This window comes from Vibrio sp. CB1-14 (genome assembly GCF_040412085.2).
Lineage (GTDB): Bacteria > Pseudomonadota > Gammaproteobacteria > Enterobacterales > Vibrionaceae > Vibrio > Vibrio chaetopteri.
Genome location: NZ_CP115920.1, coordinates 772,481 through 790,030, shown reverse-complemented (window position 1 = coordinate 790,030; position 17,550 = coordinate 772,481). Strand labels below are relative to the sequence as shown.

At 47.6% G+C, this 17,550-nt stretch carries 15 protein-coding genes; 8 read left to right on the top strand and 7 right to left on the bottom strand.

The window, feature by feature from the left end:
* The first annotated feature begins 246 nt into the window (after window positions 1-246).
* Both ettA and PG915_RS03525 read left to right on the top strand, forming a co-directional pair.
* Window positions 247-1,914, top strand: a complete 1,668-nt coding sequence (ettA, locus tag PG915_RS03530; RefSeq protein WP_353497897.1) for an energy-dependent translational throttle protein EttA — start codon at window positions 247-249, stop codon at window positions 1,912-1,914.
* A 148-nt stretch (window positions 1,915-2,062) separates the two neighbouring features.
* A complete protein-coding gene (locus PG915_RS03525; RefSeq protein WP_353497896.1) occupies window positions 2,063-3,070 on the top strand; it encodes a M23 family metallopeptidase in 1,008 nt (335 codons plus the stop codon).
* 59 nt (window positions 3,071-3,129) lie between these two features.
* On the opposite strand, the gene tyrA is transcribed toward PG915_RS03525, so the two are convergent.
* Together tyrA and PG915_RS03515 are read right to left on the bottom strand one after the other, a co-directional pair.
* On the bottom strand, window positions 3,130-4,257 hold the full coding sequence (gene tyrA / locus PG915_RS03520) for a bifunctional chorismate mutase/prephenate dehydrogenase (RefSeq protein WP_353497895.1): 1,128 nt from the start codon (window positions 4,255-4,257) through the stop codon (window positions 3,130-3,132).
* 8 nt (window positions 4,258-4,265) lie between these two features.
* Window positions 4,266-5,339 (bottom strand): 3-deoxy-7-phosphoheptulonate synthase, encoded by a 1,074-nt coding sequence (locus tag PG915_RS03515; protein ID WP_353497894.1) that lies wholly within the window; start codon window positions 5,337-5,339, stop codon window positions 4,266-4,268.
* A gap of 249 nt (window positions 5,340-5,588) precedes the next feature.
* On the opposite strand from PG915_RS03515, the gene PG915_RS03510 reads away from it, so the two are divergent.
* Together PG915_RS03510 and btsR are read left to right on the top strand one after the other, a co-directional pair.
* On the top strand, window positions 5,589-7,292 hold the full coding sequence (locus PG915_RS03510; protein ID WP_353497893.1) for a sensor histidine kinase: 1,704 nt from the start codon (window positions 5,589-5,591) through the stop codon (window positions 7,290-7,292).
* The gene (gene btsR / locus PG915_RS03505) at window positions 7,289-8,014 is read left to right on the top strand and encodes a two-component system response regulator BtsR (RefSeq protein ID WP_353497892.1); all 726 of its coding nucleotides are present in this window, start codon (window positions 7,289-7,291) and stop codon (window positions 8,012-8,014) included. The genes PG915_RS03510 and btsR overlap by 4 nt, the downstream gene beginning before the upstream one ends.
* Window positions 8,015-8,255: 241 nt before the next feature.
* On the opposite strand, the gene nagZ is transcribed toward btsR, so the two are convergent.
* Window positions 8,256-9,239: a beta-N-acetylhexosaminidase gene (nagZ, locus tag PG915_RS03500; protein WP_353497891.1), complete on the bottom strand. Its 984-nt coding sequence runs from the start codon at window positions 9,237-9,239 to the stop codon at window positions 8,256-8,258.
* A 102-nt stretch (window positions 9,240-9,341) separates the two neighbouring features.
* Here nagZ and PG915_RS03495 point away from each other — a divergent pair, with 102 nt between their 5' ends.
* Together PG915_RS03495 and murQ are read left to right on the top strand one after the other, a co-directional pair.
* Complete coding sequence (locus PG915_RS03495) at window positions 9,342-10,460, top strand: anhydro-N-acetylmuramic acid kinase (protein WP_353498657.1); 1,119 nt, start codon at window positions 9,342-9,344, stop codon at window positions 10,458-10,460.
* A gap of 8 nt (window positions 10,461-10,468) precedes the next feature.
* Window positions 10,469-11,398 (top strand): N-acetylmuramic acid 6-phosphate etherase, encoded by a 930-nt coding sequence (gene murQ / locus PG915_RS03490; protein WP_353497890.1) that lies wholly within the window; start codon window positions 10,469-10,471, stop codon window positions 11,396-11,398.
* Between the two features lie 83 nt (window positions 11,399-11,481).
* Here murQ and PG915_RS03485 read toward each other — a convergent pair whose 3' ends face one another.
* Entirely contained in the window at window positions 11,482-11,835 is a 354-nt protein-coding gene (locus PG915_RS03485) for a DUF2799 domain-containing protein (RefSeq protein ID WP_353497889.1), read from the bottom strand.
* A 278-nt stretch (window positions 11,836-12,113) separates the two neighbouring features.
* On the opposite strand from PG915_RS03485, the gene PG915_RS03480 reads away from it, so the two are divergent.
* The gene (locus tag PG915_RS03480) at window positions 12,114-13,598 is read left to right on the top strand and encodes a carbon starvation protein A (protein ID WP_353497888.1); all 1,485 of its coding nucleotides are present in this window, start codon (window positions 12,114-12,116) and stop codon (window positions 13,596-13,598) included.
* Between the two features lie 168 nt (window positions 13,599-13,766).
* Window positions 13,767-14,195, top strand: coding sequence for a GNAT family N-acetyltransferase (locus PG915_RS03475; protein ID WP_353497887.1), 429 nt, complete (start codon window positions 13,767-13,769; stop codon window positions 14,193-14,195).
* Window positions 14,196-14,315: 120 nt separating this feature from the next.
* Here the strand turns inward: PG915_RS03475 and PG915_RS03470 are convergent, their stop codons facing one another.
* The 3 genes from PG915_RS03470 to thrB form a co-directional block, all read right to left on the bottom strand.
* A complete protein-coding gene (locus PG915_RS03470) occupies window positions 14,316-15,146 on the bottom strand; it encodes an arylamine N-acetyltransferase family protein (protein WP_353497886.1) in 831 nt (276 codons plus the stop codon).
* A gap of 164 nt (window positions 15,147-15,310) precedes the next feature.
* Window positions 15,311-16,591: a threonine synthase gene (thrC, locus tag PG915_RS03465; protein ID WP_353497885.1), complete on the bottom strand. Its 1,281-nt coding sequence runs from the start codon at window positions 16,589-16,591 to the stop codon at window positions 15,311-15,313.
* Complete coding sequence (thrB, locus tag PG915_RS03460; protein WP_353497884.1) at window positions 16,588-17,550, bottom strand: homoserine kinase; 963 nt, start codon at window positions 17,548-17,550, stop codon at window positions 16,588-16,590. Before thrB ends, thrC begins: the two co-directional genes overlap by 4 nt.

Sequence of the window (17,550 nt, the reverse complement as noted above, 5' to 3'; positions counted from 1 at the left end):
CTGTACCGCTATGTCAGCCAGTGTTGAGTGCATGGTCAAACTTCAATTTAAGACCAAATAGGTCAACTTTCCAATGGCTTTGTCATTAAGAATTTGTTTCTGACTGTTTGTTACGCGGCGACTGGGGCCAGTAGCGCATTCGATGTACGCATTCTTCAAAGTAATCTCTGAAGTAAAATTGAAAGGATTCCGCTCGGTGGTGTAAAATAGAAACTTTATTGACTTCAAAATTAGGAACGATCGGCAATGGCTGAATACGTCTATACTATGTCGCGCGTGAGCAAAGTGGTGCCACCAAAGCGACAAATCCTCAAGGACATTTCTCTAAGCTTCTTCCCAGGCGCGAAAATCGGTGTACTTGGTCTTAACGGCGCAGGTAAATCGACACTGCTACGCATCATGGCAGGTATTGATACTGACATTGATGGTGAAGCTCGCCCACAACCAGGGCTTAACGTAGGTTACCTACCGCAGGAGCCAGTACTAGACGAGTCAAAAACGGTTCGCGAAATCGTAGAAGAAGCCGTTTCTGATGTTGCTGGCGCTATGAAGCGTCTTGATGAAGTTTACGCGGCTTACGCAGAACCAGATGCAGACTTTGATGCGCTAGCAAAAGAACAAGGTGAACTAGAATCGCTGATTCAAGCGAAAGAAGGCCACAACCTAGAAAATGCACTGGAGCGCGCTGCAGATGCACTTCGTCTTCCTGAGTGGGATGCGAAGATCCAACACCTTTCTGGTGGTGAGCGTCGCCGTGTTGCTATCTGTCGCCTACTGCTTGAGAAGCCAGACATGCTGCTTCTTGACGAACCAACCAACCACTTGGATGCTGAATCTGTCGCTTGGCTAGAGCGCTTCCTTGTTGATTATACTGGCACCGTTGTGGCGATTACCCACGACCGTTACTTCCTAGATAACGCAGCAGGTTGGATTCTAGAACTTGACCGTGGTGAAGGTATTCCATGGGAAGGTAACTACACCTCTTGGCTTGAGCAAAAAGATGCGCGTCTACAACAAGAAGCGTCATCAGAGAAAGCTCGTCAAAAGACCATCGAGAAAGAACTTGAGTGGGTTCGTCAAAACCCTAAAGGTCGCCAAGCGAAGTCTAAAGCACGTATGGCGCGCTTTGAAGAACTGCAAAGCGGCGATCACCAGAAGCGTAACGAGACTAACGAGCTGTTCATCCCGCCAGGTGAGCGTCTAGGTGACAAAGTTCTTGAAGTGAACAACCTGACTAAGTCTTTCGACGGCCGCGTACTTATCGATGATTTATCATTCAGCATTCCTAAGGGTGCTATCGTGGGTATTATCGGCGCCAACGGTGCAGGTAAATCAACGCTATTCAAAATGCTAAGCGGCACTGAGCAGCCAGATTCAGGTACGATTGATCTAGGTGACACCGTTAAGCTGGCGTCTGTTGAGCAGTTCCGTGACTCAATGAATGACAGTAACACTGTATTCCAAGAGATCTCTGAAGGCGCTGACATTATCAAGATCAACAACTTTGAGATCCCAGCTCGTGCTTACTGTTCGCGCTTTAACTTCAAAGGTAGTGACCAACAGAAGATCATCGGTGAGCTATCTGGTGGTGAGCGTAACCGTGTTCACCTTGCTAAGCTTCTTAAAGCTGGCGGTAACATGCTGCTACTCGATGAGCCAACCAACGACCTTGATGTTGAAACGCTACGTGCACTAGAAGAAGCACTGCTTGAGTTCCCTGGCTGTGCCATGGTTATCTCGCACGACCGTTGGTTCCTAGACCGTATTGCAACGCACATCATCGACTACCGTGACGAAGGTCAGGTTAACTTCTACGAAGGTAACTACACCGAATACATGGAATGGTTGAAGAAGACACTTGGCCCTGAAGCCGCTGAACCACACCGTATCAAATACAAGCGTATCTCAAAATAATCACCCATATTTGAGATAAACTTGTTTTTTTCCTAGAGGGCGCCGATAATAGCGCCCTCTTTTTTTGTGATTTTGCACCATAAATCAGCGAAATTTACTGAAAATTCACCTTATTTTATAGACACACTGTCTTTTATGAACTGTCACTATGCCTAATAAGATCCGGGTGGTTATCCCGACACAACAAGGAAAGAAGAGAACGCTGCGCCTAGGGAAAAAGCGCACCTATACAGCGATCTTACTTGCTGCGGCTTTTCCTGTTGGCTTGGGTTTAGTTGGCTATTCATATCAACAATCGCAACTCGAACTGACCTCAACTGAAGGTTCATTAGCGAGTCTTAATCAAGAAAAAGCGATGCTCGAGGTGAAGCTGGAACAGCAAGTGAATGAAATGCACGCGCTCTCTCAAGAGCTTGAAGAGAAACGTGATTCATTACAGCTTCTGGGTAAACGTGTTAACGATGTGGAAGCGGTACTTGGTCTTGTTGATGAAGAGCAGTATGACAGTGAGATGCCATTAGAAGAGCGCATTGATGCGGCAGCCATTGATTCAGCAGTGCGCGCGACCATGCTCAGACTCATTCCCAATGATAGTCCGATGACTTATCAGCGCATCTCTTCTTCTTATGGCAGGCGTACACACCCTATTACCGGTAAGCGTCATGTACATAGCGGTATCGACCTAACCTGTAAAACTGGTGAACAGATCTTAGCGCCCGCAGACGGCGTCGTTGAAACCGTAAGACCCAGCCGCCAAGGTTATGGTAACTATCTCACCGTGCGTCACGCCTTTGGTTTTATGAGCTCTTACGCTCACCTACACAAGTTCAAAGCGAAGAGCGGTCAGTTTGTGAGTAAAGGCGATGTGCTGGCCACTTGCGGCAACAGTGGCACCTCGACAGGCCCACACCTTCACTATGAAATCCGCTTCTTGGGTCGTACTTTAAACCCTCAGTACTTTATCGATTGGAGTCCAGAAAACTTCGATTATGTCTTTGAAAAAGAGAAGAAAGTACAATGGGCGCCATTGATTGAGTTGGTTAGTAGTGTGGTTAAGCTTCAGATTAACCTGACCAATGCGCCTTATGTGGATTCATCGATTAAGACCGCTGGCAATGAAGAAGTCGACGCGATAGACACCGAACAAACCAATTAAAAAAACGCAGCTAACTCGCTGCGTTTTTTCTATCTCATTCACTCGATATATTTAGTCAACTAGCCACGATGAATCGCATCATTCGCCTGCTTGAGCAAGTTCTGACTCTCAGACATAAATTGCTGTGAGTAATCACCAAACCAATCGCTGACCTCATTAAACTCTGTCACGAACTGGGCTTTGTCCTTGCTGTCGAGCAGCGCTAACGCTTCGCCGAACTGTTTGTGGAAACACTTAATCATCTCAATGTTTTCATCCGACGACATAATAATATCACCGTAAAGCGTTGGATCTTGAGCAAACAGTCTGCCGACCATAGCAAGCTCAAGGCGGTAGATAGGTGAACTTAGTTTCACCAAAGTATCAAGATCTGGGTTCTGCTGGCTTAGGTGACGGCCGTATGCGAACGAGGTGAAGTGACGTAGTGCCTGGATAAGCGTCATGCCTTTGTCGTGCTGCTCAGCAGAGATCTGGCATAGACTTGCGCCCCAAATTTTAAACTGCTCAAGCAGCCATTGGTACTCTGTGTCTTGTCTACCATCACAGTAAACAATAACCTGCTTAGCAAGACTTGGAACGTCTGGACCAAACATTGGGTGCAGACCTACAACAGGACCTTGGTGCACGTTAAGCATGGCATTGAGTGGCTTAGACTTAACTGACGTTAAATCACACAAAATGCAATCTTCTGGCAGGTTACCAAGCTTCTCAATCACCCCTTCTGTTAGGTGAATGGGCACCGTCACTACCACTAGACCGGCATTGTCTAAGATCTCGTCGGCGCGATCCCAATCTTGGCTGCCAAGTACTTTTACTTGATAGCCAGACAAGGTAAACATACGACCAAACAAGCCACCCAACTGTCCTTTACCACCAACAATCACAACCGAGCGCAATTCTGGGTTGAGGCACTTGAAGCCTGAGTCCTTTTCACTGGCGTAAGACTCTCGCATAGTGCGGCGTAGGATGTCCTCTATAAGTTGCGGCGGCACACCCTTTTTTGCCGCTTCTTCACGGCGAGAGGCCAGCATGGCTGCTTCTCTGTCAGGGGCATAGATGGGTAAGCCATGTCGGCTCTTTACTTCACCAACTTGCTCCACAAGAGATAGACGCTTTGCCAAAAGCTCAAGCATCTGCTTATCAACGTCATCGATTTGGTCACGCAATGCGTTCAGTTCAGCAGCCATGGATGTCATTATTCCTTAATACGATTTTCCAAGAATGGGACAAGCTCAGTATGAGCATGACGTAATAGTGCCTCAGTTGAATCCCAATTGATACACGCATCGGTGATAGACACACCGTATTTCATTTCGCTTAGAGGAATATCGCTACTCTGGTTACCTTCGTTGAGGTGACTTTCAATCATTAGCCCGATAATCGACTTGTTACCTTCACGGATTTGATGGATAACATCTTCAGCAACCAATGGCTGGCGACGGTAGTCTTTACGTGAGTTCGCGTGGCTACAATCGACCATTAGGGATGCGTCTAGGTTCGATTTGGCAAGCTCCTGTTCACATTCAGTCACAGACACTGAATCGTAGTTAGTTTGTTTACCGCCACGCAAAATTACGTGACCGTTAGCATTACCTTGGGTCGTCAATAGTGCTACCTGTCCTTCACGGTTAATACCCATGAAGCGGTGGCTTGAAGATGCCGCTTGCATCGCATTAATTGCGGTTGCTAGGCTGCCATCGGTGCCGTTTTTGAAGCCGATAGGCATAGACAGACCACTCGCCATTTCGCGGTGAGTTTGTGATTCTGTTGTACGTGCACCAATCGCTGCCCATGAGAAGGTATCCGCTAGGTACTGTGGGCTGATTGGATCAAGCGCTTCTGTTGCCAGAGGGATTTCCATTTCTGCCAGTTCCACCAGCAACTGACGACCTACATGCAGACCGTGCTCAATGTCGAACGTGCCATCAAGTTGAGGATCGTTGATAAGACCTTTCCAACCCACTGTGGTACGAGGCTTTTCAAAGTAAACACGCATCACGATGTAAAGCTGATCACTCAACTGCTCTGAGAGTGCTTTTAGGCGCTTAGCATATTCTTTTGCTGCATCCACATCATGTATAGAACAAGGGCCACATACAACCAATAGGCGATGGTCTTTTTTATGGATGATGTCAGCGATGGTTTCACGAGAGTCTTGGATGAACTTACGCGCTTTTTCACTAAGCGGCAGTTTTTGTTTTAGTTGTTCCGGCGTAATCAGTACCTGTTCGTCACTGATATTAATATTACTGAGTTCGCTCTTTTTCATCTCGTCACCTGTAAATTTATTTTTACACCGAACTTTTGTCACTTCCACGTTCGGCTAAGCTTTAATTGGTAATATACATAGATAAAAAACACATGCAAGCGTAAACTTTAAAAAACACTTAGCGTAAACATAATTGTACACTAACTTATCTCTATTCTGCTTTCACTCTACTATCAGACTTAGAGATGTTCCCCTCCTCTTTATTCGTACTTGGGTTACAATAAAACCATCGAGGTTGAGGTGGTATCCATGGACTTAATTATCTCTCTGCTGCAACAGATGTGTGTGTATCTAATGTTAGCTTATATGCTCAGCAAAACGCCGCTGTTTCTGCCACTGTTTAGCGTAACCAATCGCTTGAGTCATAAATTCAGCATTTATGTGCTGTTCTCTTCATTTTGTATTCTTGGCACTTACTTTGGCCTTCAGATCGACGATGCGATTGCCAATACACGAGCCATTGGTGCAGTAATGGGCGGCCTATTCGGAGGGCCGGTCGTCGGTTTTGCTGTGGGCTTTACTGGGGGGATGCACCGCTACACGTTGGGCGGCTTCACGGATGTCGCTTGTGCTATCTCAACCACCGCTGAAGGGGTAATTGGCGGCATTATGCACCTTTACTTCCTTCATAAAGGCAAGAAAGAGCAGCTATTTAATCCATTAGTGGTGTTCTACGTGACCTTTGTCGCCGAAGTGGTACAGATGTTGATTATTTTGATTGTCGCTAAGCCGTTCGATCAAGCTTACACGCTCGTCTCTAATATCGCAGCGCCAATGATTATTGCCAATTCGGTAGGCGCCGCGCTATTTATGAGCATACTGCAAGATCGAAAAACCATCTTTGAAGAGTACTCAGCAACCTTTTCACGTCGCGCATTAAACATTGCTGAGCGCTCAGTGGGGATTTTGGTGCACGGTTTTAACTCCGACAACGCCAGTAAAATTGCGCGTATCATTTACGAAGAGACCAATGTTGGCGCCGTTGCCATCACCGACAGAGAAAAGATCTTAGCGTTTGTTGGCATTGGCGCCGACCACCATAAACTGAACCGCCCAATCTCATCACAAAGCACCCTCGACTCGATGAACAACAACGACATCATCTACCTCGACGGTAAAGAAACCCCATATCAATGTTCGATTTCCAAGGACTGCAAGCTAGGTTCGGCCCTGATCATACCGCTGCGTACCGGAGACGAGGTTATTGGCACCATAAAGCTGTACGAGCCGAAGCGTAAACTGTTTTCAACCATCAATATGTCGATGGCTGAAGGCATTGCTCAGCTTCTTTCCAGCCAAATTCTGCATGGTGACTACATCCACAAGCAGACCCTACTCAATCAAGCAGAAATTAAACTGCTGCATGCACAAGTGAATCCGCACTTTCTGTTTAACGCGCTCAATACCATTAGTGCTATTACACGCCGAGACCCAGACAAGGCTCGCAGTTTAATTCAGCATTTATCGCAGTTCTTTCGCAGTAACCTCAAGCAAAACATCGAAACGGTGACCCTCAAAGAAGAACTCGCGCACGTCAATGCTTACCTCACGATTGAGAAGGCAAGGTTTACCGACCGCTTGGAAGTGGATATCGATATCAGCCCCGAGCTACTCGAACAAACCGTGCCCAGCTTTACCTTGCAGCCCCTAGTTGAGAATGCCATCAAGCACGGCATCTCTAATCTACTCGAGGGTGGTTCAATTCGAATATTCAGTGCACCGTGTGAGCAAGGTTATCGGCTGACGGTAGAAGATAACGCTGGCACCTACCAGCCACCTGAGCAAGATCACCAAGGTCTGGGGATGCAAATCGTAGATAAACGCCTACGCAATCAATTTGGACGTGACTCAGCGCTAAAAATTGAAGTTGAAACACACCAGCACACACGGATGAGCTTTATTATTCCAGCGCCCGCAAATTCAGACGATAAAAGGACGGCTATCGCCTCATGACACGGTTAACCGCAATAGTAATTGATGATGAGTTATTTGCTCGTGAGGAGCTTATTGAGCTTTTATCTGAGTTTGATCAAATTGAGATCATCGATCAAGCCAGCAACGCCATAGAAGGTTTGAAGAAAATAAATCAACACAAACCTGATGTGGTGTTCCTCGATATTCAGATGCCACAGATCACCGGCATTGAGCTTTTGAGCATGTTAGATCCAGATACTATGCCGAATGTCGTGTTTGTCACCGCGTATGACCAGTACGCAATCCAAGCTTTCGAAGACAATGCGTTCGATTATCTGCTCAAGCCCGTCGACCCTTGCCGCCTAGCTAAAACCGTCAAGCGCCTAAACAAACGCGATACAACCCAAACAGAAAGCTTTGATCCCATCGCACCGCCTACACTCGATCAAATTCCCTGTTCTGGTCACAACCGTATCGTCATTATTGCCACTAAAGATGTGGAGTTTGCTTACAGTGACCTGTCTGGCGTGCATGTACAAACGGCGACCCAGAAAGCCACCTCGCAATTAACACTGAAAGTGATTGAAGACAAGACATCTCTGATTCGCTGTCATCGCCAGTTTTTGGTCAATGTGAAGGCAATTAAAGAGATCAAGTTATTGGAGAACGGGCTGGCGGAAATCATTACCCAAAGTGACCATCCAATACCAGTGAGTCGCCGGTATTTGAAGGCGTTGAAAGAGACGTTGGGGTTTCACTGATTCTCTCAACTAGCTTACACATTAGCACTTGTTACCCATGTGCCCGGTTAGAACTGTTACCTATGAGCCCAGTCAATATCCAAAGGCATCGTCACCCCTGCGTAGGCAGGGGTCTACTCAACTCTCGCACCAAGCCTCAAGTAGATTCCTGCCTACGCAGGAATGACATGCTCTTTAGATCCATTTACCTAAAATAGCCGTCACCCCTGCGCAGGCAGGGTTCTAATCCTGAAACGACCCTCTAACCTTCCAGCGCCGACAACACCTTACTATTCGCCGCTTTCCACTGAGCACTTTTCTTAAGCTCTTCTAAGTCAAAGTTCTTCTTTCTAAGCATGCGACTTGCCTGCTTCACTTTGGTAATCGGCAAGTTATCCAATACTTCAATTGTCGAGTTGCGGTTATTACACATTAACAGCGTATCGCAGCCCGCATCGAGTGCTTGCTGGGCGCGCGCCGCAGGGCCGCCCATAATCGCAGCACCTTCCATAGAGAGGTCATCAGAAAACACGATACCGTTGAAACCAAGCTGTTTACGAAGTACCTCTTTTAACCAGTAGCTTGAGCCGCTTGCTGGTTTATCATCGTAATGCGGGAACACCACATGGGCTGGCATCATCGCATCAAGCACGCCAGCTTTGATATGCGCTTGGAAGATACGCATGTCGTCCTCAAAAATGGAGTCTCGATTATCCACTGGCGTTTCAAGATGCGAGTCTGCAGTCACGCCGCCGTGCCCAGGAAAATGCTTTCCGGTTGTCGCCATACCCGCAGACTTCATACCCGCCATAAAAGCAGTGGTGTATTGCACGATAGTTTGGAAATTATCCCCAAAGGCGCGATTACCAATAGCTTTGCTTTGCTCGCCTTGGTCTAAGACTGGCGCAAAGCTTAAATCAATATCATGAGCAATCAGCTCAGCGGCCATCAGCCAACCCGCTTGATGCGCCAAGGCTTCGTCTTTAAGCTTGGCATAACGCGCCGCAGGCGGCAGCAAAGTAAACCCGTCACGGAAACGCTGTACTCGCCCACCCTCTTGATCAACACCAATGACGATAGGCTTCTTCGCCGCTTGACGGATTTGTCGATTGAGTTCAATAAGCTGCTCGGAGTCATGGTAGTTTCTAGCAAACAGAATCAAGCCACCGACGGTTGGGTGCTCTAAAATTTCGCGATCTTCCGCAGTCAGTTCGTAGCCTGCCACATCAATCCATAGCGGTCCCATAGTTGCTCCTCTGCAAATTTATTATCAAATGGGCATCCCCAGAGGTTATTCCTATTGTTTTTGATTTACAATAAAGCTACGTAAAAACGGAGTAAGTTTATGATGTCAAAGGAAGCGTTGTATATCGGTATCATGTCTGGCACTAGCCTAGATGGTGTCGACACCGCCATTGTTGCGATTAGGGACAAGCAGATTCGTCTCGTAGACAGCGATTTCTTGAGCTATCCCGACGCCCTTAAAAGTGAGGTGCTAGCGATATGCCAAGGACAAACCACCAGCCTAAAACAAGTCGGTGAACTCGACCATAAACTCGGAAAACTCTATGTGCATGCGGTGGAATCACTACTGGCTAAATCGAACTACAGCGCTGGTGACATCACCGCAATCGGCAACCATGGGCAGACGGTCTTTCACCAGCCAGACGGCGAAATGCCATTTACCACCCAGTTGGGCGATAACAACCTGGTTGCCGCGCTCACTGGCATTAATACTGTCGGTGATTTCAGACGCAAAGACATGGCGCTAGGTGGTCAAGGCGCGCCCTTAGTACCTGCTTTTCATCGCTACCTTTTTAGTGACAGTGAATCGACTCAAGTGATCCTTAATATTGGCGGTATTGCCAATGTATCCGTTCTGCAACCAAATGGTGATGTCGTAGGATTTGATACAGGGCCTGGCAATGTGCTATTGGATCATTGGTGTTCCCACGCGTTCTTGCAAGCTTTTGACCAAGATGCACACCTTGCCAAACAAGGAAACGTTAACGATAGCTTGTTGGCACAGATGCTCACCGACCCTTACCTCAAGCGCAGCGCACCAAAAAGTACCGGGCGTGAGTATTATCACGGTGAGTGGTTGCAAACTCAGCTAGCAAAACTAGATAGCGCCGTTAACAACCACGATGTATTACGCACGCTCACCGAATTTACCGCCAGAACCATCGCCCAAGCAGTCAAGCCATACTGCGTTGGTGCCTGTCCAAAACTGCTCGTCTGTGGCGGCGGCGCGAACAACCCGATTATCATGAGCCGCATGAGCGAGCTACTCGCAAACTGGCATGTCGATTCTACCGATAGTGAAGCGATCAGCGGTGACTACATGGAGTCGATGGCCTTCGCTTGGCTGGCACACTGTTTTATAAATAAAATACCAAGTAATCTACCTTCGGTGACCGGCGCCAGCAAAGCCGTATCGCTAGGTGTGTTTTACCCTGCTAACTAGGACTCACTATGACAAACGACGCTTTATTAAATGCGCTTTCCCAACTCGTCTCTGAAGGGCGCAACCCGGAAACCATGGATATCGATCTGCTCTCGTCTGAGCACATCCTGATGCGTATGAACCAGCAAGACAGCCTAGTTCCGCTCGCCGTCGAAAAAGTGATTCCAGAAATAGCCGAGGCCGTCGATGCCATCACAGAAGCCTTCAAACAGGGGGGGCGCTTACTCTATGTTGGCGCAGGAACCAGCGGTCGTCTTGGCGTGTTGGATGCATCGGAGTGCCCGCCAACCTTTGGGACCGACCCTGATATGGTAGTTGGCATTATAGCAGGCGGTAAAGAGGCAATGTTTAAAGCCAAAGAAGGGGCAGAAGATGACCCAGTGCTTGGTGCGCAAGACTTAAAAGATATCGTGCTTACCGACAAAGATGTGGTGGTGGGCATCGCGGCAAGCGGCCGAACACCTTATGTGATTGGTGCTCTTGAATATACCAACGAAGTTGGCGCGACGTCAGTGGCACTGTCATGTAATCCCGCTTCTGATATTGCGAATGTAGCGAATATTGCCATTAGCCCAGTTGTGGGACCAGAAGCACTGACCGGCTCGACACGTTTAAAGTCTGGCACTGCGCAAAAGCTGGTTCTGAACATGCTAACTACTGCAAGCATGATCCGCTTAGGCAAGAGCTATCAAAACCTGATGGTAGATGTGAAAGCGACCAACGCAAAGTTGGTTGCCCGTGCAACGCGCATTGTGATGCAAGCGACCGACTGCAACAAAGACGCTGCGACGACAGCACTCAAACAAACGGACTATGATGTGAAACTATCGATACTCATGATTCTAACGGGATTAGACAAAGCCAATGCTGAGAAGCAGCTTACAAAGCAAGACGGGTTTCTTCGTAAGGCTGTGGATAACGAGACAAGCGCTAGTTAATACGTGACCTTAAACTTAAAGCTCATAAAAACGAAAAGGGTTAGCACTAAGCTAACCCTTTTTACTGCGATCGATCGGCGCTATTAAAAGCCACTTTGCTGAGAGTAATCCGTCCAGCCTCGTTGCCATTCCATTCGAAAACGCTGCGCTTCAGGCAGACCTTCACACGCCCCCGTATAGTACTGTCCTGACAAACCAATTTGGTATGCAAAGTCGGCATCACAAAATTCGATAACACCGCGCTGATAACCCGCATCATACTCAGTATGCACCGCTTCACCGAGCTTATTCAAATCTGAATAACTGCGAGATAGCTGACCTCTCACGCCATCTTGATAGCCGATCTGATCCCAGCTTCCTTCTTGGGCAAGATCGTCCACACCTTTAGCACAACCGAATGCCAGCAAGCTGGTCGCAACGATGATTAGCGCTCTCATGATTTCCCTTTATGATCGATAAATGTCTGCCGGTAACAATGCCAGTTCTCACGCAGTTTTGCCACTCTCAAACAGCGAAAGTGACCCGCTTCACGCTTTTATTCTGCCACTCAGCCGATAAATTCGACCGCTTAGTTATCAGCAAAACCACTTAACTTAGCTATTGACCACTTAATCAGCTATTTCGCCACTGACCGAATAAGCCAATGTGGAGTTAATTCATCATTTTTATAATAGTTACCAGAAATTAATGTCATCACAAACTAGGGATAACAGTTATGTTGTGGTTTTTAACTTGTGTTGCAGCCTTGATTGGCGGCTACTTTATCTACGGGGCTTTCATTGAGAAGGTCTTTGGTATTAACGAAAAACGTCAAACCCCCGCTCATACGAAAGCTGACGGTGTGGATTACGTTCCAATGTCAACCAAGAAAGTTTACTTGGTTCAACTACTGAACATCGCAGGTGTCGGCCCTATCTTCGGCCCAATCATGGGTGCTCTATATGGTCCTGCAGCAATGCTTTGGATTGTTATCGGCTGTATCTTCGCAGGTGCGGTTCACGATTACTTCTCAGGTATGCTGTCTGTTCGCAATGGCGGTGCATCTGTACCTACCATAACCGGTCGTTACTTAGGCAATGGCGCCAAACACTTTATGAACATTTTTGCCATCGTCCTATTACTGCTGGTTGGTGTGGTTTTCGTTTCAGCTCCAGCTGGCATGATTACTAACCTAGTGAACGACCAAATGGACATGTCGATGAGCATGACCACTATGGTAGTGATTATTTTCGCGTACTACATCATCGCGACAATTGTTCCTGTAGATAAAATCATCGGCCGTTTCTACCCACTGTTCGGCGCGCTGCTTATCTTCATGTCTGTTGGCCTTATCACGGCGGTTGCACTGTCAAGCGAGCACCAAATCATGGGCGGCTTTGAAATCAGTGACATGTTTACCAACATGAACCCGAATGACCTGCCACTTTGGCCTGCACTATTCATCACCATCGCTTGTGGCGCTATCTCGGGCTTCCACGCAACCCAGTCTCCGCTGATGGCTCGCTGTATGGAAAATGAAAAGAACGGTCGCTTCGTATTCTACGGTGCAATGATTGGTGAAGGTGTTATCGCGCTAATCTGGTGTGCACTGGCTCTATCTTTCTTCGGCTCTATCGATTCTCTTGCAGAAGCAGTGAAGAACGGTGGTCCTGGTAACGTGGTTTACAGCGCGTCATTCGGTCTACTGGGTGTGTTTGGTGGTGTGCTTGCCTTCCTAGGTGTGGTTATCCTACCGATTACTTCTGGTGACACAGCGTTCCGTTCAAGCCGTCTTATCCTTGCTGAATACTTCAACATGGAGCAGAAGACACTGCGTAACCGCCTGATGATGGCTATCCCACTGTTCATTATCGGTGGCATCCTAACTCAAGTAGACTTCGGTGTTATCTGGCGCTACTTCGGTTTTGCAAACCAAACCACAGCAGTGATGATGCTTTGGACTGCGTCGGCTTACCTGCTGCGTCACAACAAGCTTCACTGGGTAACCACAGTACCAGCGGTATTCATGACAACGGTAGTGATCACCTTCATCCTGAACAACGCGACACTAGGCTTCGGTCTGCCAATGCAGCTATCAACCATCCTAGGTATCGTGTCTTCACTTTCTATCGCGGGCTACGTGATTAAGAAATCAAAAGGCAAAGGTGATATTGACCTGGCAGATGAAGAGAAACCGACCGGTGAAACAGAGACGGCGTAAGTTATCCCTCAACGCTAAGTTCTACTGAACTCAAAATTTGAGCTGAACACTCTAAAGCCCTCAACATCTGTTGAGGGCTTTTTCACACTCATAGGAAAAGCCTATCAACTCTAGTACTATTTGCGGTCACTATCTTCCAACCCCCGTATAAAGCAGTAGAGGTGCACAATGCCTAATATCGAATTCACCCAAGGTCGCCTGGATGACAAATCACAACGTAAGCTTACTGCAGGTCTTGAGTCTCATAGTCAAATGCAGGTAGCGCCAAACTATGACAAGCAGCATGTCAATTGGACAGTTCGCGATAACAATGGTGAGCTAATTGCTGCATTGACCGCAGACCTTCTTTGGGACTGGATGTATATCGATGAACTTTGGGTCGATGACCGCTGCCGAGGAACAGGAATGGGCAGTAAGCTGATGAAACACGCAGAGCAATATGCCATTATAAGCAAGTTATCTGGGCTTTGGTTGTGGACTCAAAGCTGGCAAGCGCCAGTGTTTTATCAAAAACTGGGATTTGTGGAATTCACACGCTTTGATGATTTTCCAAAAGGCCACAGCCGTATCGGGCTTCGAAAAACACTTAGTAGCTAATTGGAAAGATCCCAACGAAATCACAATCAAAGACCAAGGGGCATTGTGTCCCTTTGCCTTTTTAACTTCAGTCAGCTCTTAAAGACAGATTCTCACCAAAGCACACTCCCAGTGACCAGCTTATGAATACAGCCGAGCTAAGATGAGTGCTCGCTTTTCTTCAGGTACCACTATCCCAAACTCCCGCTCCACAACGTCAAAATAACCGTGTTTATCAAGCTCACTCACTTTAGTTTCTTGCTCCCCCTGACGATGACGAAGTGTGGTATCAAGTAGCGTCACATTACCCTCAGCAGTAGCAAGTGCCGCCGTAATAGACTGGGTAAACACCGCATTGGGGCTAGTCGATGTATAGTGATTGGCGTGCTCGATGTCGCCCTTTGCAGCAAACGCTAAATCTAAGCTATACAGATCCAGCCACCCTTCTTCAACTCTACGCTGTAAAAGGTAGCCAAAGTCCTCTAGCTCAATAAACCGAAACACTTGGAAATCAGCCTGTTGCTCAACATTGGCCACCAGCTTGATGGGCGCACGTGGCGTATTCGAACCAAAGCCGACATCGACAACCCATTGCTCTTCACTAACCGTCACCAGCGTCACTTGATGGCTTCGTCCCGATGGCGTGCCAGAGAGGTGTACGCGAGCAAGCTTAGGCTGAACGTGATAACCTAAAGTCTTAAGCACTTCTAAAAACAGTGCATTGACCTCAAAGCAGTAGCCACCGCGAGAGTGCGTGACAAGTTTTTCAAATCTCACCTCAGATTCGAGACTGATACTGTCACCAGCAAACACATCAAAGTTTTCAAAAGGGATCGTGCGGTGTTGAGCTTTTTGCAGCTTGCTCAAATCGGCATTGCTGGCTAAAAACGTATTTCTCACCACACCGCTATCTACGCCACAGAGCGTGATATCCAATTTATCTAAGTACTGCTGCAACTGGTTTGGTGTCATGGGGGTTCCTGTTGTTTGGTATTAAGCTGATTGGCCACAAGCATAAAACCTCAACCTAACCTGAGGTCAATGATTTCAATTCGGTTTATCCGCTCTTTATCATTTACTGAAGATAAAAAATGCCCAAGCTGCATAGGCTCGGGCATTGATACCAACAAATCTGATTACTGAACTCGGCGTAATACGGCTTTCAGTGCATCAAAGTCGTTATCAAGATCTTCAGATAACAGCTCCATCACTGCGTGTTTCGCTAGAGGTCCTGGAAGGTCGATGTCTGACTCGAGGATATCATCCACCACTTCTTTAAACTTGGCTGGGTGCGCAGTACACAAGAACAGGCCGGTTTCGCCTTCTTGCAGTTGCTCGTCGAGCAGGCGGTAAGCAATCGCGCCGTGTGGCTCACACAGGTAGCCATGAGCATTGAGATCACGCACTGACTCAGCACTTTGCTCATCCGTCACCATGCCTTTACCTAACGTATCTAGACCCCAACCTTTGATTTGGCATAGCTCTTCGATACGTGGCCAGTTGTTTGGCTGGCTTACGTCCATTGCATTTGAAGTTGTCGCAACCGTTGGCTTAGGATCCCACTCGCCCGTTTCTAGGTAACGAGGAACGGTATCGTTGGCATTGGTTGCCGCAATGAAGCGTTTGATAGGAAGACCTAGTGCTTTCGCCAATAGACCTGCCGTTAAGTTACCAAAGTTACCACTTGGTACCGACACCACTAGGTTCTCACGCTGTTGTTTAGACATCTGAGATGCCGCTTCGAAGTAGTAACAAATTTGCGCCATCAGACGGCTGATGTTGATTGAGTTCGCCGAGTTAAGGCCGATCTCTTCACGCAATGCTGCATCGTCAAAGGCTTGCTTAACCAACGCCTGACAGGCATCGAAGTCGCCGTCTATCGCTACAGTATGGATGTTTTTACCTAGTGTGCAGAATAGCTTTTCCTGCAGCGGGCTGATCTTACCTTTTGGATAAAGGATAACAACATTGATGTCTTCCATGCCGTAAAACGCATGAGCAACTGCCGCACCCGTATCGCCGGATGTCGCTGTTAGGATAGTGATCTTTCCACCATCAGAGACTGCAGCCAGAGACTGAGCCATAAAGCGACCACCGAAGTCTTTAAACGCTAATGTTGGGACGTGGAAAAGCTCAAGCGCGTATACGCCGTCTTTTACTTGATTGATAGGAGCTGGGAACTGGAATGCATTGTCGACCAACTCATTCACTTTTTCTGCTGGAAGCTCATCACCGATCAGCGCAGACAAGATTTTTGCACTACGCGTGACAAAGTCTTCTGCCAAAAGTGCGTCTACATCATCGAACTTTGGCAGTTCAGATGGGAAAAATAGACCTTGGTTACGACCTAAGCCTTGGCGAACGGCTTGGCCAAACGAGACTTGCTCGTCGTTCTCTTTGATGTTGTACAGCTTCATAGCTTACTTCCTGTTACCTTCGAGCCTTGCTTGTCGAGACGACAAACATGGACGAATCCTTCGTTATTTTGTACGTAATTCTCTTCTAGCCAGCGAGCCACTCTGTCCGCGACATCTTTATCTTTGCAGATGCTAAATAGCGTCGGGCCGCTGCCTGAAATTCCTGTTGCTAGTGCGCCCGCGGTCGCAGCGTATTCACGAGCTTTGCTAAACCCTGGAAGCAGTTTAGCGCGATAAGGTTCGGCGATGACATCTTTGATCATCTTCGCTGCCAACTCAGGTTGATTCGAGTGACAAGCATGGATAAAACCAGCTAAGTGGCGACCATGGGCAATGATATCTTGTCTGCGATACTGAGATGGTAGGATCTCACGCGCTTCTGCAGTTGACACCTTGATGCCTGGATAAGCCATAACCCAGTACCACTCATCGAAACAGGGGACTTCTTGGCTGATGATACCTAACTCTTCCAGCATCAACTGCACGCCACCTAGGTAGCAAGGTGCCACATTGTCATAATGGATGCCACCAGAAATTTGACCTTCCATCTCGCCCATTAGTGCGAGAAGCTCAGTTTCATTCAGTGGATTACCGTGGAACTGGTTCAAAGCGTCGAGCGCAGCAACAATAGAACAGGCGCTTGAACCTAGTCCAGAACCAATCGGCATGTTCTTCTCAAGCGTCATGTACACAGGCTTGAGTGCCACACCTTTTTTGTCTAGTTCACGGGCATAAACCTTCCAACAATCGTAAACGATGTTCTCTTTTGGATCGCTTGGCAGCTTATCAACAAAACTGCCTTTGGCCGCAAGATCGAACGGCTTATCGCCCGGTCTCACCTCAACACAATCGCCAAGCAAGGTACCATCAACAGGTGATACCGCCGCGCCCAACACATCAAAGCCAACGCTCACATTGCCAATCGAGGCAGGCGCATAAACGACAACGCTATCACTCAT

What these genes read in the sequence shown, in the direction of transcription:
- ettA (WP_353497897.1), top strand. Translation starts at nt 247, where the DNA reads ATGGCTGAATACGTCTATACTATGTCGCGCGTGAGCAAAGTGGTGCCA.
- PG915_RS03525 (WP_353497896.1), top strand. Translation starts at nt 2,063, where the DNA reads ATGCCTAATAAGATCCGGGTGGTTATCCCGACACAACAAGGAAAGAAG.
- tyrA (WP_353497895.1), bottom strand. Translation starts at nt 4,257, where the DNA reads ATGGCTGCTGAACTGAACGCATTGCGTGACCAAATCGATGACGTTGAT.
- PG915_RS03515 (WP_353497894.1), bottom strand. Translation starts at nt 5,339, where the DNA reads ATGAAAAAGAGCGAACTCAGTAATATTAATATCAGTGACGAACAGGTA.
- PG915_RS03510 (WP_353497893.1), top strand. Translation starts at nt 5,589, where the DNA reads ATGGACTTAATTATCTCTCTGCTGCAACAGATGTGTGTGTATCTAATG.
- btsR (WP_353497892.1), top strand. Translation starts at nt 7,289, where the DNA reads ATGACACGGTTAACCGCAATAGTAATTGATGATGAGTTATTTGCTCGT.
- nagZ (WP_353497891.1), bottom strand. Translation starts at nt 9,239, where the DNA reads ATGGGACCGCTATGGATTGATGTGGCAGGCTACGAACTGACTGCGGAA.
- PG915_RS03495 (WP_353498657.1), top strand. Translation starts at nt 9,342, where the DNA reads ATGTCAAAGGAAGCGTTGTATATCGGTATCATGTCTGGCACTAGCCTA.
- murQ (WP_353497890.1), top strand. Translation starts at nt 10,469, where the DNA reads ATGACAAACGACGCTTTATTAAATGCGCTTTCCCAACTCGTCTCTGAA.
- PG915_RS03485 (WP_353497889.1), bottom strand. Translation starts at nt 11,835, where the DNA reads ATGAGAGCGCTAATCATCGTTGCGACCAGCTTGCTGGCATTCGGTTGT.
- PG915_RS03480 (WP_353497888.1), top strand. Translation starts at nt 12,114, where the DNA reads ATGTTGTGGTTTTTAACTTGTGTTGCAGCCTTGATTGGCGGCTACTTT.
- PG915_RS03475 (WP_353497887.1), top strand. Translation starts at nt 13,767, where the DNA reads ATGCCTAATATCGAATTCACCCAAGGTCGCCTGGATGACAAATCACAA.
- PG915_RS03470 (WP_353497886.1), bottom strand. Translation starts at nt 15,146, where the DNA reads ATGACACCAAACCAGTTGCAGCAGTACTTAGATAAATTGGATATCACG.
- thrC (WP_353497885.1), bottom strand. Translation starts at nt 16,591, where the DNA reads ATGAAGCTGTACAACATCAAAGAGAACGACGAGCAAGTCTCGTTTGGC.
- thrB (WP_353497884.1), bottom strand. Translation starts at nt 17,550, where the DNA reads ATGAGTGATAGCGTTGTCGTTTATGCGCCTGCCTCGATTGGCAATGTG.